Below are 21,276 nucleotides of genomic sequence, written 5' to 3'. Positions count from 1 at the left end.
AGCATTGATCCAGAGACGTGTATCTGCTTGCGGCCGGGCGACTCGGGACGGCGTGGGATCGCCCTGACAGGTCAGCGCGTCACGCGCAGGGCTTCCGCCCGCAGACGTCGATCACCCTGCCGGTGAGCAGGAACGCCGCCTTCTGCCTCTGCGCCGCGGCCTGGGCGCGCGGGAACTCGTGCGAGTCCTCGCCGTACTCCGGCCCGGCCGGGGCGAGGTTCGTCGGCGGTGGCGCGTACGCCGCGCCGCTGTTCCAGACCACCATCGCCGAGCCGGTGTACGGGTACCTGCGGATCGGCGCGATGCCCCAGTACGGCCGCACGTCCGGTGACCAGCCGTCAGCCAGCGCGGGGGTGTGCAGGCGGGCGCCGATGGTGCGCGCCTGGACCTCCGCCGCGGCCGGGGAAACCTGCTGGTCGCCGAAGGCCACGTGCATCAGCACCTGGTGTGCCGGGGTGCCCGGCAGCGGGCGGTCGGTCATGTGTTGGGCGTACCCGTTGGCCTCGGAGCGGTCCCACAACATCTGCAGCAGCGCGAGGATCAGCTGCTGGTCGACCTTGTCCGGGTAGTAGCCGTCCATGATCGTCTGGAACGGGGTGAAGGCCACGCTGCGTTGCAGCAGCGTGGAGTAGTTCATCGCCGGCACGCCGAGCACCGACCGGGTCCAGTCCTGGGCGATGGCGGTGAGCGCGCCGCCGTTGATGCCGCCCTGGCTGTTGCCGTCGTAGTGCAGCCCGCCGGCCACGTCGATCAGCGGCCGTGCGGTGGCGTCCCGGAACGCCGGGTGGGCGGCGAACCCGCCCGGGTGGATCATCGCCCGGCCCAGGAAGAGGAAGTTCAGGTAGCTCTGCTGCAACCGGTCGGCCACCGCGGGGAAGCCGCTGAGGTCGGTGAAGGCGCCGGCCACGTAGGGGACGTCGGCGGCGGCCATGCCGATCCAGCTGGTCGCGCAGAAGGTGAAGTCGTACGTGTGCGACATCGTCTTGACGTTGCCGGCGTTGATCTCGGTCGGCTTGCCGAGCAGGCCGTGGCCGTAGAGCGAGAGGTGTGCCGGTTTCGCGGCGGAGGCACTGCGCGGGATGTTGCAGACGAAGTCGGCCGCCACCGTCGCGCCGGACGGTGTGGGCAGGGCGTTCGGCGTCCGTGGCGTTCCGCCGCCGCCGGCCGGCCCGTAGTGCAGCCGGGAGCCGGGCCCGCCGTCGCCGGTCAGATACGACGGTACGCCGATGGTGCCGGTCACCTGCCGGGCGATCAGCGGCTCCTGCTCCGGCGGGTAGTCGGTCACCTGGGTGACGGTGAACGACGGTGCGGCCCGGCGGAGGGCGGCGAACGCGCCGTCACGGATCGCCAGCATCCGCCCGGTCAGACCGTGCCGGCTGGCCACGGTGAAGTCCCAGGCCAGGTGGAGGCTGTGCCGCTTGACGCCGGCCCTGGTCAGGTCGGCGAGGATCCGCTTCATCTGCGGGGCGCGACGGTCCCGGTGGCCGAGGCCGGCGCCGGTCACGTACGCCGTGAACGCCTTCGGCGCCGGGATCAGCGCCCCGTTGCCGTCGCGCAGGCCGCGCAGGCCGACGACGTAGCGGCTGCCCTCGGTCAGCGCCACCGCCGGCCGGATGATCAGTAACTGCCGCTCCGGCTGGCCGGCCGCGTGCGCGTCCAGCTCGGCCCAGTACGGCGTGCGCCTACCCGTCCGGGCGTCGAGCAGCACGATCGGCGCGTCCGGCGCCAACGAGCGGCCGATGTCGGTGACCGGCGCGATCCCGGTCGCCGCCGCGTCGAGGCCGGGCACCCGCACCAGGATCGGCGAGCCGGGACTGAACCCGTCCTGCCGGTTCCATTCCGTCGGGTCGATCGGGGTTCCCTGCACGTTGGCGGGCATCGCGGAGGCCGGGAACCGTACCCGCTTGCCGGTCGGGCTGCTGCGGTCCGGCACCGTGAAGTAGTCGTTCGGGAACGGCAGCAGGCAGGCCGTCGGGTCGATCGGGTCGCAGCCCTGATGCCCGGCCGGCGCGGGAGCCGCGGGCGGCGCCGCGGCGGCGGCCGCGCCGAGCAGGACGGCGCCTGCGGTCACCAGCACGGACACGGCGAGACGGAGCCGTCTGGGTGTGGTCACGCGCATCTCCTTCGACACCGGACCGTGGTCCGAGGCGGGGGCCGACGATGGTGGGTGGAGCGTCGTGTACTTCCTACGCTCGTGAATGGATCTCGGCAAGAGGGCCGCTACTCGCCGGACCTGGCGGCGAAGCCGGACAGGTGGGCGTGCACCCGCTCGCGCCGGGCGGCCGTACCGTCGGGGTCGACCTTCGCGGCGTTGACCAGCACCTGGGTCAGCGCGGTCGAGGGTTCCGCGTGCAGCCGGCCGCGCGCCACCGCGTGGGCGAACGTGGCGCGTACGAGCGCAGACCCGGATTCCCCGGCCGCGCCACCCACCGGCCCGGCACCATCGCCGTCCACCTCGTACCGCGCCCAGGCGTCGTCCACGCCGCGCCGGTACCCCCGGCGCGCCGACTCCAGCGCTTCGGCACGGCGCAGCTCACGATCCGCGTCGGTGAGCGCCGACGGGTCGACCGTCAACGCCTCCGCCGGCAACAGGCCGTCGACCGCCACCTCGACCGCACCACGACACGCCTTCCGCAGCAGCGGCGATCGCACCGACTCGAACCTCAGCGGCAGGCCGACCAGTTTGACCAGGTCAGCGCCGCCCGGGAGCAGACTGCCGAGCCGGCCGCGTGGCTCGAACAGGTCGGCCGGGACGAGCACGGACGCCGGGTGCGCGTCGACCAGGTGCTCGCGGGTGATCCGGACGCCCCCGCAGCGCTGAAGGAACGCCAACGCCTTGGGCCGCGGATCCCCGTCCTCGCCGAAACCGAGCCCGTCGAGGTACGGCTCCAACTCCTCCGGGTCGTCGCCGTCGCCATGTCCGGGATACGACCAGTCGACCGAGGCCACCAGCCGACCGTTCTCGGCGTACGACAGGCGATTGACGAAGTTGACGTTCCAGAACACACTCGTCGCCGAGGTCCCCTCGGAGAGGCGTCGCAACACCTCCGGCCGCGAGCCGCGGAAGCCGTTCTCCTCGACCAGCACGATGTGGCCGTCGACATCGACAGCGCAGGCGAGCCGGGGATACGGGAACGGGGCGGCGCGCGCCACCTCCGCGAGGTCCCGCAGCGTGGCGGTGCGCCGGGCCGGAAAGCCGTCGAAGCGAACGAGCGCCTCGTCCACGGTCAGCCCCGCGACCACCGTGACGCACAGGGCCTCCCCCGGCACGTCCCGCTGCGCGAGCAACTCCGCGTAGTACCCGGTCTCCCGCACCGCGTCCTCCCCCCGACGGCCGCACCCCCGCCAGCCCCGACGCGGAGCCTGGACACCGTCGCCCGCCGCCTCGGCAACGGCACCGACTCGCAGCCGGCGGGCCGCCGGCAGCGCGGTCCCGCCACGCTCACCATGCTGGTGGCCTGCCGACGAGGAATTGCCGACCGTCGTCGGCACCGCCGTTCGTGCGGCCACCAGAACAGCCCTTGGTTACTGATGCCCTTCTCTGGAGAAGAAGATCATCGACCAAGGGCTGTTTCCGTGCCCGGTCGCGATCCCCGCGGGGCCCCGGGAGGCAGGAATCACGTTGGTGGCTGGAAAGATGACGACTGCGCGTCGGGCATCCTCACACTCGCCGCAGATAGCCGCCAGGGAACCAGGTGAACATCAGTTCCTCCTTCGACCTGTCGACTTCGAAGCGCTGATCGGGCAGGAATTCCTCGAGCGCCTCCCAGGGCCCGTCGCCCGGTTCCCACGGCCCCGCCTGGACCGGGTGCCCGCTGAGGTTGGTGTCCTGCACGATCAGGTAGCAGCCCGGCGTCACCAGGTCGGCGTACGCCGCGAGTTCCGCGAGGACGTGCTGCTTGCTGTGGTCGCTGTCGAGGATCACCATGACCCGCTCGACGGCCTGCGCCTTTTCCCGCATCTGGGCGACGACGGCAGGGTCGACGGACGACCCGGTCATGGTGTCGACCCGGTCGAAGTACGGCGAGTCGACCGCCATTCCTTCGCCGTCGATCCAGCCGCTCGGTCCGGCGAGATGTTCGGGCTTGACGTCGACCGTGGCGACCCGGCCGTTACCGACGAGTCCGAGCATGGTCGCGTAATAGAGTGCGGACCCACCGTGTCGGGTGCCGGTCTCGATGATCAGATCAGGTCGCGTCTCCTGAATGATCTCCTGGATCATCCACATGTCCATCGGATTCTGGTGACACGCCACGCCGAGCCATGTCCGGCGACGCCACACCTTGCTCTTGTAAAAGGCCCGCTGGAACGTGTCCACGGCCCCGGAAACATCAGCATCCATGGGGGGAAACTATCACGACAAATGCTGGCCGGTGATCATGCCTCTGACCCAAAAAAACGCCGGTACGGGGTGACCCCTTTTCTCGAACAAAACGCCCAGGAGACACGCCTGGGAAAGGGTCGGGCACTGCGGCTCGTTCCATAACCGTAACCATCGGTCACGGCCGGTTCCGGACCGTGACCGTCTGATCCCCGCCAATTCCGGCAGGTGCGACACGGGACCCGCCGCCCACGTCACCGACAAGGCGGACGGAGGCGCCTGAGCGAGGTGCCCAAGCGCCTCCTGCCGCCTTACTGGCAGGCCATCGGGCCGCCGACGACGTCGTCCAGCTCGTCGTCGGCCATCTCACGGATGTCGACAGCCTCGAAAGTCACCTCGATCATGTTGATTCACCCCCTCCCCGCATCATCGGTCACTGCACCCGACCAGTTGGTCGGACGAATCACATGCAGCGGGCCGCGCCCACCACATCGTCCAGCTCCTCGTCGGCCATCTCACGGATGTCGACAGCCTCGAAAGTCACCTCGGTCATGTTGGTTCACCCCTTTCCGCATCATCGGTCCTTGTCCACCCGACGGGTTCGATCCGCAAGCCGTGGCGGCGGACTCAAGTCCACAGGTTCCACACGGATCGACAGCCCTTCCATAGCGGGCTGGGGGCCATAGGATACCTCCGTCATGTCCACGGGCGATGTCGCGTTGGTCGCGTTCAACTGACAACTGTCAGAGGGCTATCAACCCGCCTCCAGATCGGCCTTGACCGCGCGCAGGAACGCCACCGCCGACCGACCGTTGACAAAACGATGGTCATATGCCAAACCCAGATGGAAATAGTCACTGGTGGTGACCGAGCCATCATTCTGAAGCACCAACTCGCGCTGCATCGAGGCGAGAGAGACCGCGCATGTGTGTTCCGGGAAGATGAGCGGCTGCGCATGCACGACGTCCGCGTCCGTATGTATCGTGAGCGCGATGTTCGACCCGGCCAGATCAGCCTCGGCGAATTCCCCGCGCACGGCGGCGCGACGGAACCGCAACAGGTCGGCGGCGACGTCCCGCAGCGGCCGGGTGTCGGCGTCGGCGACGACCGGCAGGTAGAGGCCCCTCCCGACGTCGATGGTGACACCGACGTGCGCTCCCGGCCGAACCGTCGCCGCCTGATCGCCCTCCGCTCGCGCGAAGCACAGCGGGAACTCCGCCCGCCGCGCCGCGATCGCCTCGACCACCAGCTCCGGGATGCCGACGAAGCCGATGGTCGCCGCCTCGGCACGCAGGCGTTGTTTCAGTCGATCGGCGACCACCTTGACGACCGTGTACGCGGCGGGGATCTCGCGGTGCGAGGTGGACACCGTACGGGCGACCCGTCGTTGGGCCGCGGACACGGTCACCCGCTCGGCCGTGGCCGGCGGCGCCTGCCCGGCGACCAGCTGTTCGATGTCCGACCGCGCGATGACCGGCTTGCCGATCGACCGTACGTCCGCCTCCGCCACACCGTGTTCGGCCATCAGCCGCCGGGCCGGCTCGGTGATGGTGATCGGATCCGCATCGGAAGCCTGCCGCACCGGCGGCGGGCGGTCGTCCCCGCCGACGGTCGCCACCACCTCCCCGGGGCGGCAGGTCGACGGTGCGGACGTCCGCTGCCACAGGATGCCGGCGTCGTCCGCGACGAGTTCGTGCGCCGCCTTGGAGGTCTCCACCAGAGCTACCGCGGTGCCCGCCTCGACCGGCGCCCCGTCGCCGACCAGCCACTCGATCAGCGTGTACTCCTCGTCGGTCGCGTTGAGCCGCGGCAGCCGGATGTCACCCACCGGCGACCGCCGTCACCACGGCGCGGATGTCGTCCGCCTGGACCAGCACCGCACGCTCGAGGTGGGGTGCGGCGGGGATCGTGCTCGGCGGCGCGTGGAGCAGCCGGACGGGCTGGGACAGCAGGTCCCACATCTGCTGGTGGATGGTGTGAGCCACCTCGGCCCCCCACGTGCCGCCGGCCGTCGCGTCCTCGACGACCACCACCCGTCCGGCCCCGGCGACCAGAGCAGCCAGCGGCGCGGGGTCGAACGGATAGAGCCGCGACGGCACCACCGCACGCACGGCGATCTCGTCACTCAGATAGGCACCCCGCATCCCGCCGAGCACCCTGTCGGTGAGGCCGCCCGGTGCGATGACCACGACGTCGGCCCGGTCGACCCCGCGCACGCCCAACACGGCGAAGTCGCAGGCGCCACCGATCCGCTCGCAGTGGAACAGCTCGTCTCCGGCCGCCGCGCCGAACCGTCGACGGCCGTAGAGCACCTTGTCCTCGAAGTACATCGCGGGAGCCCCCGAGTCGAGGATGCGGGCCAGTGTGGCGTGCGCGTCGTGCACCGGGCTCAGCTCGTGCACGGCGAGGTTGGGCACGCCCACGAAGTGCTTCTGCAGGCTCTGGCTGTGGGTGGGCCCGTATCCGCGGTTGCCCCCCGTCGGGCACCGGATCACCAGCGGCATCCGCACCGGTTCGCCGTACATCGTGACGGCCTTGCTGGCGAGGTTGACGATCTGGTCGAAGCACAGGGTGGCGAAGTCGGAGAACATCACCTCGACCACCGCCTCCCGGCCCCGCAGGGCCAGGCCGACCGCGAAGCCCACGATCGCCTGCTCGCTGATCGGAGTGCTGAGGACCCGTTCGGGATACCCGGTGGACAGCCCGCGGGTGACGCCGAAGGCGCCGCCGTACGGGTCGGCCATGTCCTCGCCGATCAGATGGAGATCCGGCCTCTCCGCGAGCAGGGTCGCCAGGGCACGGTTGAGGCCCTCCCCGACCCGCTCGGCCCCCGGCTCAGCCATGACCGGCGCCGATCAGCGGTCGGGCGAGTACCGACTCGACCACGTCGCGGATCTTCCCGGTCGCCGCCGCGTCCAGGCGGTCGACCTGCTCCGGGAACGCCGCACGGTAGTGCGGGTACCAGTCACGCCCGGCGAGGGCCTCGAGCTCCGCCGGCGTGCGGGTGTCGTCGCCCTTGCTGTGCGGGCCGAGCCGCACCGTGTCGAACTCGACCACCAACGGAGACCCGTCGTGACGTACGGCGGCGACGAGCGGCGCCAGGCTGGCCCGGATGGCGTCGACGTCGATGCCGGTCACCTCGACGTGGCGGATGCCGAAGGCGGCACAGCGGTCGGCGACGCTACCGGCCATCTGTGCCGAGGTCGGGGTGGACTGGGCGATCCCGTTGTGTTCGACGACGACGACCATCGGCACCCGCCAGAGCGCGGCGAGGTTGAGCGCCTCGTACACCACCCCCTCGCCCCAGGTGCCGTCCCCGACGTACACCACGGAGATCGAGTTCGTTCCGGTGCGCCGCATGTCGAAGGCGGTGCCCACCGCGACCGGCACCAGTTGCCCCTGGATGCCGGTGGACATGAAGCCCGGGCGGCGGATGTGCTGCGAACCGCCCATCCCGCCGCACAACGCGCCCTCACGGCCGGCGAGCTCGGCGAGCAGCCCCGCCGGATCGTCGTACCGCGCCAGGAAGTGGCCGTGTCCCCGGTGGTTGCTGAACACCTCGTCATCGGGGCGCAGCAGGGACTCGACCACGACCGGGACGTACTCCTGGCCGAGGCAGGTGTGGCTGGTGCCCGGGATCAGTCCCCGGCCGAGCAGGTCGAGGACCGCGTACTCGAAGCGTCGGATGGACAGCATCGCCCCGAGGGTGGAGTCGGCCAGCGGGCGCAGCCGGCTCTCACGCATGGGTGACCTGTCCGCCGGCCACGAGGTCCCGGGCCCGTGCGGCGAGCACCCCACGGTCGATCTTGCCGTTCGCCGTGTGCGGGAACGCGTCGATGTCGCGGCACAGCAGCGGAACCATGTATCCCGGCAGGATCGAGGACATCGGGCGACGGATGTCCACGCCCGGGGTGCCGACGTAGAACACCGCCAGCTCCGTCCGCCCGGACGCCTCGAACGCCACCGCGACGGCCCGTTCCACCCCCGGCAACTGCCCGACGTGCCACTCCAGCTCGTCCAGCTCGACCCGGTAGCCGCGGACCTTCACCTGCCGGTCGACCCGACCGAGATAGACGAGTTCACCGCCGGCGCACTCCCGGACCCGGTCGCCGGTGCGGTACCAGCGCACCGAGTCGCCGTCGTGGAAGCGGCCCTCGTCGTCGGCCGGATCGAGATACCCGGGGAACATCTGCTGCCCGGTCACGCACAGCTCGCCCTCGGTGCCATCGACGCCGTCCTCGACGATGCGGTATCTGAGATGCGGGTACGGCGCGCCGATGGGGACGACGCCGTGCACGGCGAGGTCGGCGGAGTCCTCGGACAACCGGTGCGCGGAGCAGGCGATGGTCAGCTCGGTCGGGCCGTACAGGTTCTCCACCACCGATCCGGCCGCCGCCCGCTGCCAGTCCTCGGCATCCGTCATGCGCAGCGCCTCACCGCAGAAGAGGCTCCACCGCAGCGTCGGCATCGAGCCGGGAGTCAGCCCGCCCCGGCGCCGCACCAGAGCGATGGCGCTGGGAACGGAGAACCAGAACGTCACCCGCTCGGCGGCCAGGAACTCCGGCAGCGCGGTGAACACCTGCGGCGGTGTGGACACCACGGTGGCACCCGCGCCCCAGGCCACGAAGAGGTCGAACATCGCCAGGTCGAAGGTCTGGTCGAAGGTCTGCGAGCACACGTCGCCCGGGCCGAGGTCGTAACGGTCGAGGTTGTACCGCAGGAAGCTGTCCATGTTGGCGTGCGTGATCGCCGCGCCCTTGGGCCGGCCGGTGGAGCCAGAGGTGAACAGCACGTACGCCACGTCGTCGTAGCCGGCCCGGGGCAGGGCGTCCAGCGGCGTCGCGGCCTGCGCCGCCACGGTGAGGCCGGGCAGGGCCGCCGTGAGGTGCGCAAGCGCCGCCGCCCCCGACCGGTCGACGATCAGCGTGTCGACGCCGGCCTGCGCCGCCATCCGGCAGGTACGCGCGGCGGGGAAGCCCGGGCTGAGCGGCACCGCCGTCGCGCCGGCGTAGAGCGTGGCGAGGAGCCCGGCGTACGACTCGATGCTGCGCACCGCGAGGATGCCGACGCTCCGCGCCCCGCACGCGACCAGCCCGCCGGCCCAGCGCCGGGCCACCTGGTCCAGCTCCGTGTACGTCCACTCCTGGCGACCGATCCGCAGCGCGACCCGGTCCGGCGCCGTCGCCAGGCCGGCGATGAACCACTCGTGCAGCAGACGTCGTGGCAGCTGACCGGTCACCAGGCCACCGCGTCTTCCGTGAAGAGCCCCAACCGGTCGAAGAAGCGGGTGGTCTTGTGCATCACGGTCCGATGGAACTCCTGACGGTACTGGTCGCCGAGCACCTCGGCGCGGATCCGCCTGGCCTCGGGAAGGGCGGCGTCCGCGTACACCTCGGGGTGGTAGAACGCCCGCAGGCACGAGCTGACGTAGCGGGACAGGTACGTCCCGGCTCCCGCCATCTCCTCCGGCATCGCGCTCTGCTTCGCCTCCTCGTACAGCGCCCGCATCATCTGACGGCCGAAGGCGATGTGTCGCGACTCGTCCTGGTGGTGGACGGCGTTGATCTGCTGCGCGATGTGCGGCAGCCGGCCGTCGGTCGCCATCTTCGCGTTGTAGTAGTCGCACAGCTCCTCCGCGATGAGGATGCGACCGAAGATGACGAGGTCACGGATGGCGGGGCCACCTTCGATCGCGGTGCCGGCGACGCGCTTGGTCTTGTAGACCTTCCCCCCGTACCGCTGGCAGAACTGGGCGAAGAACCACATGTGTTCGTTCTCTTCGTGGATGAAGTCGTGGAAGAACTCCGACAGGCCCGGGTACCGCGTGTCGTAGATCCGCCCGGCCACCTCGCCGATCAGCTCGCGGATGAGGTGGACGTTGAGACTGAAGAAGTTCACCGCCTCGGCCTGGGTCAGGCGCACCCGTTCGGCATCCGACAGGCGGTCCCACACCGCGGTGCCGTAGCACGTCGTCAACTCCGGGCTCATCCAGAACTGGTCCGTCGGCAGTTCCGCCGGCCAGTCGAAGATGTCGAAGACGTGGTAGCGCTGGTCCCGCGCCTGGTCGCTCAACCTGGCGGCGACCGTGGTGAGCCGCTCCCACGACTGGTGCATGTCCGCGTGTCTCTCCTCGACGGGGCCGGTCACATCAGGCTCCTGACCGCGTTCCAGATGGTGCCCGGAGTCGCGAAGACCTCCGGCTGCAACAGCTCGGGTGGGATCTCGATGTCGAACTCGGTCTCCAGGTTGACGATCAACTCGACCACTTCCAGCGAGTCGACACCGAGCTCGGTCAGGCTCTGGTCAGGCTCCAGGGGCGAGTCGGCACTGAGCAGCCGACTGCGCTCCCGAATGAGTGGTTCAAAGGCGGGTGGCCAATCCACCATGTCACCCTCCCGTGTCGCGGTAGGTTGGGAATCTCGCGAAAACCGGCTGACCGGCATGCGTCACCAGGTCGCGCCAGCTGGGTCCGACGCGGCCGAGAATGGCACCGAGCGAGCGGTCGCGCTGCCACTCTGGCCCGGCCATGCCCCACTGCCCCAGGGCGTCCAGGAGCACCGGGTCGACCGGGACCCAGACCCCGTCGACCTGGAACTCCGCCCACGAGTGCGATGCGGAGATCGGTGGGGTCAGCGACCTGCCGAAGGAGAACCGGGCGGTCAGTCCCCGCCTGCGGGCCTCCTCGACCAGCAGGTGGGCCACGCCGACGCAGTCGCCGATCCCGGTGTCACGGACGAAGGCGCTGTCGGCGCGCAACGTCTCCGGCAGCCAGAGGAACCGGATGTGCCGGGTCTCCGCCAGCAGGTCGAGCACCGCGGTCGGCAGTTCCGGCCAGGTCCGCGGCCGGTCGAACGTCACCGAGTGCAGCACGCCGCCCCGGTCCTGTGCCGACGTCGTCTCGTGCCAGGCGTCGTCCGGCACCGCGAGGCGCCACCGGCACGGCTCGTCGTGCCCGGGCTCCGGGCACTGCGCCACGTAGTCCATCCGGTAGCGGGCGTGGGCGGTGGGGCGCCCCAGCTCGCGGATCCACCAGGAGAGGACCTTGCGCCCGCGCGAGCGCGGGTCCAGGTGCACCGAGACGTTGCGCAGGTCGGTGGCGTCGAACAGGAGGCCGTCCGCGCCGGCCGCCGAGGGCAGACCGGCGGCGACGAGGACGTCGAGGCCCGGCCCGTCGATCTGGTACTCGGCGGCGGCCGTGGCGGCGTCCATCTCGAAGCGCCGATGCGAGTGCGGCACCTGCAGGATCAGCGGCAGCAGGGCGTCGAGCGCCTGCCGGTCGAGCCAACGCTCGGCTGTCACGAGGCACCTCCCACGAGGCGCCGGTACAGACCGTCCTCGGCCATCAGGTCCTCGTGGCGGCCACGCTGGACGAGCCTGCCGTCGCTCATGACGAGGATCTGGTCGGCGGCCTCGGGATGGGAGAGCCGGTGGGCGACGACCACCAGCGAGCGCCCGGTCCGGCGCAGGTTGGCCATGATGCGGTCCTCCGTGAGCCGGTCGAGGGCGCTGGTCGCCTCGTCGAGGATCAGCAGCTCGGAGTTCCGCAGCAGGGCCCGCGCCAGGGAGATGCGTTGGATCTGCCCACCGGACAGGCCCGCCCCGGAACTGCCGAGCAGCGTCTCGTACCGCATCGGCATCGCGTCGATGTCGTCGTGGACCTCGGCCAGCCGGGCAGCGGCGATGACGTCCTCCAGGGAGCACTCCGGCCGGCCGAGCGCGATGTTCTCCCGGATGGTCCCGCCGAACAGCCGGGCGTCCTGCCGGACGTACGCCATCGACCGCCGCGCGGCCGGCCGGTCCAGCTGATCCGTCGGCGTGCCGTCGAGGGACACCGTGCCGGCGCTGGGCAGGTAGAGCCCCGCCAGCAGCATGGCGAGCGTCGACTTGCCGGAGCCGGACTCACCGAGGATGAGAGTGAACTGCCCGGGCTCGATCTGTGCGTTGACGTCCACGAGCGCCGGCGTCCGCGCGCCCGGATAGGCGAACCGCACGTCGTCGAGCGTGATGGCGCCGGTGACCCGGGACGGCACCACCGCGTCCGGGCCGGCTTCCGGTCGCGCGTCCAGGATGTCGGCGAGCCGGGTCAACGTGGCCCTCAGGCCGGCGACCTCCAGCCCGGTCTGCACCAGACTCGCCAGCGGTACGAACATTCCCATGGCCAGGGCGGAGAAGCCCACCACCCGGGACAGGGAGATCTCGCCGCGACCGAGCAGGACCAGACCGGCGGCGAGCACGGCGAGCGGAGCGAGGAACTGGATCGCGGTGCTGACGGCCTCGCACACGCCGAGGAACCGCCGGCTGCGGGTCCTGGCGTTCACCTCGGCGACGAACGTGTGGCTCCAGGTCTCCGCCGCGGCGCCCTCCAGCCCGGAGGCCTTCAGCGTCGGCACGCTGTCCAGCAACTGGAACAGCTCGGTGTGGCTCTTCGCCTGCGCCTCCAACAACGCTGCGGTCAGGTATTCCTGCTTGCGCCAGCTGAACGCGAGCAGAGCGAGCTGGGCGACGGCGAGGGTGAGCACCAGCGCGCCGAGACGCCGGTCCGCGACGACGATGAGCCCGCCGTACACGAGCACCAGCACCCCGTCGAGCACGGCCGACAGCGCGGATCCCGTCAGGATCTGACGGACCGCGTTGCTGGTGCGGACCCGCATGGAGAGGTCGCCGGTGTGGCGCTGGGCGAAGTAGTCGAACGGCAGGGCGACGAGGTGGTGGACCGCTCCGAGGGTCACCGACTTGTCGGCGAGGGTCTGCACGGACAGCAGGGCCAGCCGACGGACGGTCTGCATCCAGAAGTACATCGCGAACAGCACGACCGCCGCCCCGAACAGCAGCCAGGCGCTGACCGGTTCGCCGGGCTGGCCCGCCCGGTGCACGACGTAGGTGGAGGCGGCCGGCACCGCCAGGCCGCACAGGGTCAGCGCGACCGAGGTCAGCGCGAGGGGAACCCAGGCGGCCGTACGCGGGAAGAACTTCGACAGGTACGGCAGGCGGCTCGCGCCGAGGTTCCGGGCGTCGGCCCCTCGCCGCGACGTCGTGGCGCCGACCGGTGGATGGAACTCCAGCGCCACACCGGTGAACGCCTTGCCGGCCTCGGCCAGGCTGACCTTACGCCGGCCGAAGGCCGGATCGACGATGTACAGGTGGGTGTCGGTCACCCGCTCCAACACGACGAAGTGGATGAAGTTCCAGAATAGGATGGTCGCCGGGGGGAGGTTGCGCAGCCCTTCGATGGAGACCCGGACCCCGCGCGCGACCAGGCCGCGCCGCCGCGCGGCAGCGAGCATCGCGCGGGCCGCGACCCCGTCCCGGCCCGTGTTGGTCTCGGTGCGCAACTCGTCGAGGGGGACCGGTTGACCGAAGTAGGCGAGGACCATCGCCAGCGCGGCGGCCCCACACTCGCTCATCTGCGACTGGAGCACGACCGGAACCCGGGTGCGCGAGACCCGCAGCGCGGCCCGCACGTTGCGCCACCGCAGGCCGCGCAACGCGGCCAGGCCGGGTAGCGCCCGCCAGCCGAGCTCCACCGCGTCGCCGGCATCCCGGTTGACGCCGTGGTGACGCAACGCCTCGCGCCGGAAGCGCTGCCGTCGGTCGGTGAACTCCGTCGGTAGGCTCGTCGCCTCCGGCGGCCGGGGGGCCTGTTCCGCCTGCCCGGTCTTGTCCAGCGTGCTCATCCGCCGCTGCCCGAGTCGACCCGGAGCACCTGCGCGGTGATGGCCTCCGCGGCGGGTGAGAGCAGGAACTCGACCGACCGCGCCACGTCGGCGACGGTGGCGGCCCGGTTGAGCATGTTCCGTCGATTGATCGCGGCGCGGAGGCCGTCCTCGATCGATGCGGTCATGGCGGTGTCGATGAAGCCCGGTGCGACGCAGTTGACCGTGATGCCCCGGCTGCCGACCTCGGCGGCGAGCACCCTCGAGAACCCTTCCAGAGCGCACTTGGTCGCGGTGTACGCGCCGAGCCCACGGAAGGTCCGATGGGCCGCGATCGAGGTGATGTTGACGATGCGCCCGCCACGGCGGTACATCGCCTTGACCGCCGCCTGGGACAGGGACATCGGGACCTCGACGTTGAGCTGCCACATCCGGGTCATGTCCGACCGTGCGGCGGCCACGTGCAGAGCCGCGCTCGCCACCCCCGCGTTGTTGACGAGACCGTGGAGATCGGCGCACTCCCGGAGCCGGTTGGCCACCGCGAGCCGATCGTCGCCGCTGGTGAGGTCGGCGGCGAGGAACGTCAGCGGGTCACCGACGGACTCCCGCAGGGCCGCGAACTCGCCGGGAGCGGTCCGTGCCACGGCGACCACCCGGTAACCGACGGTCAGCAGCTGCCGGGTGACAGCCAGCCCGATGCCCCGGGTACCGCCGGTGACGAAGACCGTCCCGAGCGCCTCACTCACCGCGGGCCGCCTTTCCGGACGGTGCCGTCGGAAGCTGGTCGACGACGGTGACGCGACGCGGTTGTTCCGCCGGGGCCAGTACGCGGCGGGCATGGGCCTTGACCCGCTGCACGACCAGGTCACGGTCGGCGCCCGGCGCCGTGACGACGTCGGCGCCGACGACGGCGCCGAGCACGCTGCTGCGCACCGGGTAGACGCGGACCGCGACGACGTCCGGGAGTTCCCGCAGCAGCCGGGCCACGTGGCCGGGCACGACCTTCACCCCACCCACGTTGATGACCTCGCCGCGTCGCCCGAGGATGTGCAGGCGCCCACCGTGGATCGCCGCCTCGTCCCCCGTCGGCAGGTACGGTGCGCCGGGCGCCGGGGACAGGAGCAGCTCGCCGTCACGCACCGTCAGCGCCTTCCCGGTCGGCCCGTACCCGTCGAGGACGGAGAGCGGCAGGCCCGGCAGCCCGTCGGAGACGGTGGCGATCCGGCCCAGCTCGGTGCTGGCGTAGAACTGCAGGACGCGTTGCGGCGCGAACGCCGACTCGATCAGCCGTAGCAGCTGGGCGTCCACCGGCTCGCCGCCCATCGAGACGGTGTGCACCTGCGGTCGGGCCTCGTCGGTCCCCCGGTGCAGCGCCGCCATCCGCCAGAACGACGGGGTGCCGGCGACGACGTCATAGCGTGCGCCCGTCCCGACGGCCAGGTCGGTCGGGGTGAGGAAGTCGATGCTGGCAGCCCGGCCCAACGCCTGGCTCACGGCCTCCACCCCGGCGTAGGTGAAGGGTGCGTAGCCGATCCCCCACCTCTCGTCACGGTGCGCGGTGTCCCAGTCGGCGCCGCGGGTCAGCTCCGGCCAGGGCCAGTAGGTCGGGGTCGGGGTACCCGTGGTGCCCGACGAGAAGATCCACAGCCCGCCCTGCCCTGTGCCGGAGGGCCGGCTGCCCTCATCGGTGGGCTGGATCCGCCCGCTCGCGACGTTCAGCACGGCCTGCGGGCGCAGCTCCGCCAGCGCCGACGCGGGGACGGTCGGACCCACCACGACCACGGACGCGTCGAGCGGGCGGAGCGCACGCAGTGCGACCACGAGATCCGGCCCGGAGGCCACCTCGACCGCGAGGTGGCGCAGGCCGGTCGCCGCGACCGCCTCTCGCAGCCGGACGATCCGCTGCGCCAGCGGATCGGCATGGATAGTCACGGGCATGGCTCAGCCTGCTGCCGGTTGCAGCGCCCGGCAGAGGTCCGCGAGCGTCTCCATCCGGTCGACGGCGACGACGTCCAGCAGTACACCCAGCTCCTGCTCGAACTCGACGATGAGTTCCGCGACGACGAGGCTGTCGATCTCCAGCTCGGCCAACTGCATCGCACCGGTGTAGCGCGGCGCGTCGCCGACCGGCGGCACGGTGAGCACCCGCTTCGCCACCGCGTCAAGGGTTTCCTCGTCGATCACCGTGTCGACGTGGACACTCTCCACGCTCAACCAACTCCATCCATGAATAGCTCCTCGGACCGTTCGACGGCGGCGGTGTCGGACACCACCGCGATGCGCACCGGGACCGCCAGGAACGGCCGGCCGGCGACGTGGGAACGGACGTGGCTGGCGAGATCGTCCGCCGTGACTCCGGCGTCGGCGGTCGTCACCTCGGCGGCAAGCCGCGATCCGCCGTCCTCGGCGACCTCCACCGAGACCCTGGCGGAGGCGACCGCGGGGTGCGAGTCGAGGACCGAGGTCACCTCGGCCAGGTCGACGACCAGCACGACCGCACCGTCGGGTGCGCGAAGTGGCGTGAGCCCGGGGCCGCTCTCCGTCGCCGGCGCGGCGCTGGCCGGGTCGTCTCCGGCCAGCAGTGCGCGGAAGGCGGCGACGAACCTGGTGAAGGTGGCCTGCGACATGGTCTCGCCGTCGACGGTCAGTCGGACGCCCAGCCCGTTGGGCCGCTCGTTCGCGGCGATCCGCAGGCCGTCGGCGGTCCTGACCAACGTCGGGGTGTACGCGCCGCGCTCGATGGCGATCGCGCCGCCGTCGGCGTCGTCGCGGTCGGCGGTGTCCTCCAGGTACGTCATCGACAGGGTGTCGTGGACCGGACGGCCCAGGCGCCGGACCGCCGTCGCCCACATGTCGTCCAACGCCTGCCGCGTGACGGTGCGGCGCGAGGTCGCCGACAACAGCTCCCGCCGCACCTGCACCAGCAGGTCGGCGGGCCGGTCCGGCCGGTCCAGCACGACCGGCACGACGACGTCGAACATGCCGACGACGCCCTGGTCGGCGTGACGCCTGCCGTTCAGCTTCATCGAGACGACGAGGCGGTCCTGCGGCGTCAGCTGGAACGCGGCGGCCGCGAACAACGTGAGGAGCCACTGGACGGTGCTGAAGCCGGCGGCCTGCCAGCGCTCGCGCACGTCCTTCCACTCGTCCTCGACCAGGGTCAGCAGCTCGGTGTGGGCGACGGTCGCGGACGGCCCGCCGAGCCCCGGAAGGAACTGGCACCGGGGCGGCAACCACGGGCCACGCTGCCGCCAGTACGCGGACACCGCCTGGGCGCGCGCCGAGTCGGCGGCGGCGGCCTGGCCGGTCACCGCGGCGAGGTAGTCGGCGTCCACGGGGTCGGCGTCGGTCCCGCCGCCGAAGTAGGCGCCCCACAGGTCGCGTACGACGATCATCCGCGCGGTGGCGTCGACGGCGTAGTTGGAGAACACCCCGAGCACGGCGTGCAGAGTCGGAGTGAACCGCAGCAACCGCAGCACGAACGGGTACTCGACCGCGAGGTCGAAGGGGCGCCGGATGTCCGTCGCGAGGACGGAGCGTACGTAGCGGGTGAACTGCTCGGTGTCGTTCGCCGTGACCTGGGTCATCGCCACGAGCCGGCGATCGTCGGGCATCGGCCGCACCCACTGGACAGGTTCACCGTCGAGCGTCGTGACACCGATCCGCAGCGCCGCGTGCCGGGCGACCGTCGAGCGCACCGCGCCGACGAATGCGGCGACGTCCAGCGGGCCGGTGACCTGGTAGGACATCCAGACTGCCACGCCCTGCTCCGCCGTCCCCGACAGGGCGCGGTGGTGCGCGAGCTGGCCCGGCAGCAGGGGATGGACAGCGGTGTCGAGATCGACCGCCTCAAGGCGGGTGGGTCGCGACGACATACGGTCCTCATCCCAGCAGCAGTGGTCACCTACCGGAGGCCAGATTCAAGATCGGCAGATTAGCAACTCCCCGGACACCGTCAAGGAATCCGCACTTGAACGGGGGTCGGCGGTGGGTGCGAACGCGCGATCGCCCGGATCTGTTGACGGTCCACCTTCCCGTGCGGGGTGAGCGGCAGCGCGTGGACCGCGACGCAACGCTCCGGTGTCTTGGCCGGTTCGAGGCGGCGCGCCAGCTCCGCCAGCACGTCGTTCTCCCGCAGGACGGTGGCCACCACGACGGTGAGCGGGTTCGCCTCGTCCGGCGCGACGGCGGCGGCCCCGTCGACGCCGTCGATGTCCATGGCCGCCGCTTCGATCTCGGCGGTGCTCGATCGCACGCCCCGGTGCTTGAAGACGTCGTCGCCGCGACCGTGCAGATACAGGTGGCCGTCGACGTCCAGGTGGCCGCGGTCGCCCGTGTGCAGCCGCCGGCCAGCCGCGGTCGCCCGGAAGGTGGCGGCGCTCAGCTGCCGGTCGCGCCAGTATCCGGCCATGACGTTCGCGCCCTCGACGACGACCTCGCCGACGTCGCCGGCGGGTAGCGGTCGACCCTGACGGTCGACGACGCGTACGACGGTGCCCGGGATCGCGCGCCCGACGGACCCTGGGCGTGCCAGGTCGCCGTCCGGCTCCAGGATCGTGGCTCGCTTGCATTCGGTCAGGCCGTACATCTGCACCACGGCCGCGCCCGGGAACGCGTCGCGCAGCCCGTCTGCGAGCCGTGGCGACATCCGGGCGCCGGTGTTCGTGAACATCCGGACCGGCTGCGGCACCGGGAGCGCCGTCCTGGCCGCCAGCCGGAGCAGCGCGGTGGCGATCTCCGGCACGACGGGCACGACGGTGGCCCCCGCGCTGGTGATCCGTTCGAGGAGGGCGATCCCCTCCCCTGCCTCGAGCGCCTCCCACCGCGAGCCCGCAGCCGTGGCGAGCAGGAGCTGGTAGAGCCCGTAGTCGAACGAGGGCGGCACGCAGGAGAGCACGACGTCGTCCGGCCGGTAGCCGAGGACCTGTCCGATCGCCCGGGTCGCGAAGAGGACGCTGTCGTGCGGACAGACCACCCCCTTGGGCCGCGCGCTGCTGCCCGACGTGTACATCAGGAGGGCGGGCGCCTCCGGGTCACCGTCGGCACGGCTGGCATCGGGCTGGACCGCGTCCCCGACCGGCGCGTCGAGCGTCTCCAGGATCTCCCCGAACTGTGTCGACGACCAGGTGCGGGCGGGCACCTCGGCCGCTGTGGGGTCGATCCCCACCACGAGGGCTGGTTCGATGTCGGCGAGTACCGCCCGAAGCTGGAACGGACGCATCGTGGCCGACAGCGGCGCCAGCGTCAGGTCCGCGTACGACGCCGCGAACAGGATCGCGGCGAAGCCGGCGCCGCCGGACCGCACGGCGATCCGGTCCCCCGGCAGCAGGCCCAGTGCGCGGAACCGACCGGCCAGGTTGACGCTTCGCTGCCGGAGTTCCTGGTAGCTCCACCGGTGACTCCGGTCGACGACCGCGGTGCGCTGGGGATGCCGTCGCGCGGCGGTGTCCAGCAGGGTGTGGATCCGCATGTCAGGACCGGGCTGAGCTGCCCCTGGCGGCGAGGCTCAACGCCCGACCGTCCGGTGCCGTCTGCGCTCCTCGGGCAGCATCTGGCTGAATTGGTACCAGCCCCCCGCGCAGGCCTGGGCGACAGCCCGAAGCGACTCGTGGCAGTGCGCGGGAACGTTGCCAGCGGTGTTCGACGACTGCGAGATGAAGGCGAGCGTCCCGGTGAGCAGCCGCAGCAGGGCCTTGCCGTGGTCCGTGTAGCGCAGCGCGGGATCCTGGCGGAGCCGCTCCAGCTGTAGCCGGATGCTGGCGGCGAGATCCTGATCCGTCACCGGCAGCCCGTCGGGGGACGAGACGGCTGCCAACTCGGCGAGCGGCGGTGCCGGGGCCTTCTGCCCGGCCGGGACACAGGCGCCGCCGCCGAGCGCCTTGCGGCGGACGTCGAAAGCCGTCCCGACCGAGATGCCTGACCGGCGCGCCACCTCGCGCAGGCTGGCATCGGGCTCGCGACGCACGATCGCCTCGGCCAACCGCCGGCCCTCTTCCGTCGAGACCGGGTGCCGGCGCCCGTCCCGGCCGATCCGGACGTCCTGGTGGTGGCCCGTGTCCAAGGATCGCCGCCGCAGGCCGGCGACGGTCTTGGCGGCGACGCCACACACCGCCGCTATCCGGCGGTCGGACCACTGGGGGTGCGAGGCGAGGATCCGCTTGGCAGCGGCAAGCCGGTCCCGGGCGCTCAGCGGCAGGCCGTCCTCGAGGTTCAACTGCACCGCGGCCACGAAGGCGTCCGCGTCGGAGCCGTCGAAGTAGACGACCGGCACGTGGCGGTCACCCCGCACACGCGCGGCCCGTAGCCGGTGCATGCCGTCCACCACCCGCAACGAGGACCGCTGGACGACGATCGGTGGCAGCTCGACGGTCAGCTCGACGAGGGTCGTGACGTGTCTCGCGCTGATCCCGTCCAGTCTCGGGGAGAAGCCGACCCGCAACGAGCGCACCTCGGCCACGTCGACCTCCGGAGCCGCTGCCTCCCCCGCCTGGGCGGGCTGCGCGGTGGAGTCGCTATCCGGTCGTCTCTTCATTCGTCCCTCGCGCCAAGTCGCCACAGTCAGAATGGTTGCGCTGGCGCTGCTCGCCCGTGCGCCTGCGACAACGCACAGTCGCACCTACCCGACGATTTAGCCGCCCGCCACCATTACCCGTCCGTCACGAAATACCCGTGACGGTCATGCTACAACCGCAGGCAGACGCCTTCCAGACACCGCCGACAGCAATTCGAACGGTGACGGCGAACGCACCGACAGTTCGACCTCAAGCAGGACCGGGACACCTCGGCGACATCAGCGCGTAAACGCCCTGCGGACCGTCGGTAATTGTCCGGCGCGAAAACCGCCGCAGTCCATGTCGAATTGCGACTGAACAACACGGAGGGTGGCGACCCTCTGACGCAAATGGGATACGGACATGCTTGTGGATCACCATCACGGTCGGTACTATGCAGGCCCCGAGACCGTTGGCCAGTGTCCGGTCGAAGGCGGGCGCGACGTTCGAGAAATGCCGTCCGTCCTTGCTCGACAAAACACTTGAGAGACACCAGCAAACCAATTAGTACGGGCGGGGCAATGCCACGGAAATTGAAGCTGCCGGCCACTGTCGCCGCGCACCGCCACCCCGCCCGGTCGCCGGCAGGGTCGCCAGGATGTGGGGCACCGGCCGCCGGAGGAGGCGTCCTGCCAGGACACCGGTTCCGGGGGCGGACTCCTGCCAGCCCCGCGACACGGGCTGCGTGGTGAGCCGTACGACGCGGGCCCGGACGCGCCTGAGCCCGCCCGACGGTCGATGTGCCGACCAC

At 71.3% G+C, this 21,276-nt stretch carries 17 protein-coding genes; all 17 read right to left on the bottom strand.

The window, feature by feature from the left end; genetic code table 11:
* Positions 1-79 precede the first annotated feature (79 nt).
* The 17 genes from ACLQ20_RS25310 to ACLQ20_RS25230 all read right to left on the bottom strand — a co-directional run bounded on the left by ACLQ20_RS25310 (position 80) and on the right by ACLQ20_RS25230 (position 20,506).
* Positions 80-2,119, bottom strand: coding sequence for a hypothetical protein (locus tag ACLQ20_RS25310; protein ID WP_425857879.1), 2,040 nt, complete (start codon positions 2,117-2,119; stop codon positions 80-82).
* A gap of 101 nt (positions 2,120-2,220) precedes the next feature.
* The gene (locus tag ACLQ20_RS25305) at positions 2,221-3,315 is read right to left on the bottom strand and encodes a DUF6461 domain-containing protein (RefSeq protein WP_425857878.1); all 1,095 of its coding nucleotides are present in this window, start codon (positions 3,313-3,315) and stop codon (positions 2,221-2,223) included.
* Positions 3,316-3,661: 346 nt separating this feature from the next.
* A complete protein-coding gene (locus ACLQ20_RS25300; protein WP_425857877.1) occupies positions 3,662-4,318 on the bottom strand; it encodes a CmcI family methyltransferase in 657 nt (218 codons plus the stop codon).
* Positions 4,319-5,075: 757 nt separating this feature from the next.
* Positions 5,076-6,149: a 2-oxo acid dehydrogenase subunit E2 gene (locus ACLQ20_RS25295; RefSeq protein ID WP_425857876.1), complete on the bottom strand. Its 1,074-nt coding sequence runs from the start codon at positions 6,147-6,149 to the stop codon at positions 5,076-5,078.
* Complete coding sequence (locus ACLQ20_RS25290) at positions 6,142-7,164, bottom strand: alpha-ketoacid dehydrogenase subunit beta (RefSeq protein ID WP_089000843.1); 1,023 nt, start codon at positions 7,162-7,164, stop codon at positions 6,142-6,144. Before ACLQ20_RS25290 ends, ACLQ20_RS25295 begins: the two co-directional genes overlap by 8 nt.
* Positions 7,157-8,065, bottom strand: coding sequence for a thiamine pyrophosphate-dependent dehydrogenase E1 component subunit alpha (locus ACLQ20_RS25285; RefSeq protein WP_425857875.1), 909 nt, complete (start codon positions 8,063-8,065; stop codon positions 7,157-7,159). Before ACLQ20_RS25285 ends, ACLQ20_RS25290 begins: the two co-directional genes overlap by 8 nt.
* Positions 8,058-9,560 carry an AMP-binding protein gene (locus tag ACLQ20_RS25280; RefSeq protein ID WP_425857874.1) on the bottom strand — a complete coding sequence of 501 codons (1,503 nt, stop codon included), beginning with the start codon at positions 9,558-9,560 and terminating at the stop codon, positions 8,058-8,060. Before ACLQ20_RS25280 ends, ACLQ20_RS25285 begins: the two co-directional genes overlap by 8 nt.
* Complete coding sequence (locus ACLQ20_RS25275; RefSeq protein ID WP_425857873.1) at positions 9,557-10,468, bottom strand: diiron oxygenase; 912 nt, start codon at positions 10,466-10,468, stop codon at positions 9,557-9,559. Before ACLQ20_RS25275 ends, ACLQ20_RS25280 begins: the two co-directional genes overlap by 4 nt.
* Complete coding sequence (locus ACLQ20_RS25270; protein WP_101409372.1) at positions 10,465-10,707, bottom strand: phosphopantetheine-binding protein; 243 nt, start codon at positions 10,705-10,707, stop codon at positions 10,465-10,467. The genes ACLQ20_RS25275 and ACLQ20_RS25270 overlap by 4 nt, the downstream gene beginning before the upstream one ends.
* Before the next feature lies 1 nt (position 10,708).
* The gene (locus ACLQ20_RS25265) at positions 10,709-11,620 is read right to left on the bottom strand and encodes a transglutaminase domain-containing protein (RefSeq protein ID WP_327027953.1); all 912 of its coding nucleotides are present in this window, start codon (positions 11,618-11,620) and stop codon (positions 10,709-10,711) included.
* On the bottom strand, positions 11,617-13,995 hold the full coding sequence (locus ACLQ20_RS25260) for a peptidase domain-containing ABC transporter (RefSeq protein ID WP_151452690.1): 2,379 nt from the start codon (positions 13,993-13,995) through the stop codon (positions 11,617-11,619). The genes ACLQ20_RS25265 and ACLQ20_RS25260 overlap by 4 nt, the downstream gene beginning before the upstream one ends.
* Positions 13,992-14,720 (bottom strand): SDR family NAD(P)-dependent oxidoreductase, encoded by a 729-nt coding sequence (locus ACLQ20_RS25255; protein ID WP_425857872.1) that lies wholly within the window; start codon positions 14,718-14,720, stop codon positions 13,992-13,994. The genes ACLQ20_RS25260 and ACLQ20_RS25255 overlap by 4 nt, the downstream gene beginning before the upstream one ends.
* Complete coding sequence (locus tag ACLQ20_RS25250) at positions 14,713-15,906, bottom strand: AMP-binding enzyme (protein ID WP_425857871.1); 1,194 nt, start codon at positions 15,904-15,906, stop codon at positions 14,713-14,715. Before ACLQ20_RS25250 ends, ACLQ20_RS25255 begins: the two co-directional genes overlap by 8 nt.
* A 9-nt stretch (positions 15,907-15,915) precedes the next feature.
* On the bottom strand, positions 15,916-16,182 hold the full coding sequence (locus ACLQ20_RS25245; RefSeq protein ID WP_089000851.1) for an acyl carrier protein: 267 nt from the start codon (positions 16,180-16,182) through the stop codon (positions 15,916-15,918).
* A gap of 2 nt (positions 16,183-16,184) precedes the next feature.
* Positions 16,185-17,849: a condensation domain-containing protein gene (locus tag ACLQ20_RS25240; RefSeq protein ID WP_425857870.1), complete on the bottom strand. Its 1,665-nt coding sequence runs from the start codon at positions 17,847-17,849 to the stop codon at positions 16,185-16,187.
* An 80-nt stretch (positions 17,850-17,929) separates the two neighbouring features.
* A complete protein-coding gene (locus ACLQ20_RS25235) occupies positions 17,930-19,444 on the bottom strand; it encodes a class I adenylate-forming enzyme family protein (protein WP_425857869.1) in 1,515 nt (504 codons plus the stop codon).
* Positions 19,445-19,480: 36 nt separating this feature from the next.
* Complete coding sequence (locus ACLQ20_RS25230; protein WP_425857868.1) at positions 19,481-20,506, bottom strand: ParB/RepB/Spo0J family partition protein; 1,026 nt, start codon at positions 20,504-20,506, stop codon at positions 19,481-19,483.
* Between the last annotated feature and the right edge of the window lie 770 nt (positions 20,507-21,276).

The organism is Micromonospora sp. DT46, from assembly GCF_049841735.1.
GTDB classification, from domain to species: domain Bacteria; phylum Actinomycetota; class Actinomycetes; order Mycobacteriales; family Micromonosporaceae; genus Micromonospora; species Micromonospora reichwaldensis.
The sequence above is the reverse complement of the archived record's forward strand: the minus strand, read 5'-3'. Positions and strand labels throughout refer to the sequence as shown.

Excerpts from the sequence above, each read along its gene's own strand:
- ACLQ20_RS25230 (WP_425857868.1), bottom strand. The coding sequence starts at position 20,506 with ATGAAGAGACGACCGGATAGCGACTCCACCGCGCAGCCCGCCCAGGCG.
- ACLQ20_RS25240 (WP_425857870.1), bottom strand. The coding sequence starts at position 17,849 with ATGTCGTCGCGACCCACCCGCCTTGAGGCGGTCGATCTCGACACCGCT.
- ACLQ20_RS25310 (WP_425857879.1), bottom strand. The coding sequence starts at position 2,119 with ATGCGCGTGACCACACCCAGACGGCTCCGTCTCGCCGTGTCCGTGCTG.
- ACLQ20_RS25270 (WP_101409372.1), bottom strand. The coding sequence starts at position 10,707 with ATGGTGGATTGGCCACCCGCCTTTGAACCACTCATTCGGGAGCGCAGT.
- ACLQ20_RS25260 (WP_151452690.1), bottom strand. The coding sequence starts at position 13,995 with ATGAGCACGCTGGACAAGACCGGGCAGGCGGAACAGGCCCCCCGGCCG.
- ACLQ20_RS25235 (WP_425857869.1), bottom strand. The coding sequence starts at position 19,444 with ATGCGGATCCACACCCTGCTGGACACCGCCGCGCGACGGCATCCCCAG.
- ACLQ20_RS25285 (WP_425857875.1), bottom strand. The coding sequence starts at position 8,065 with ATGCGTGAGAGCCGGCTGCGCCCGCTGGCCGACTCCACCCTCGGGGCG.
- ACLQ20_RS25290 (WP_089000843.1), bottom strand. The coding sequence starts at position 7,164 with ATGGCTGAGCCGGGGGCCGAGCGGGTCGGGGAGGGCCTCAACCGTGCC.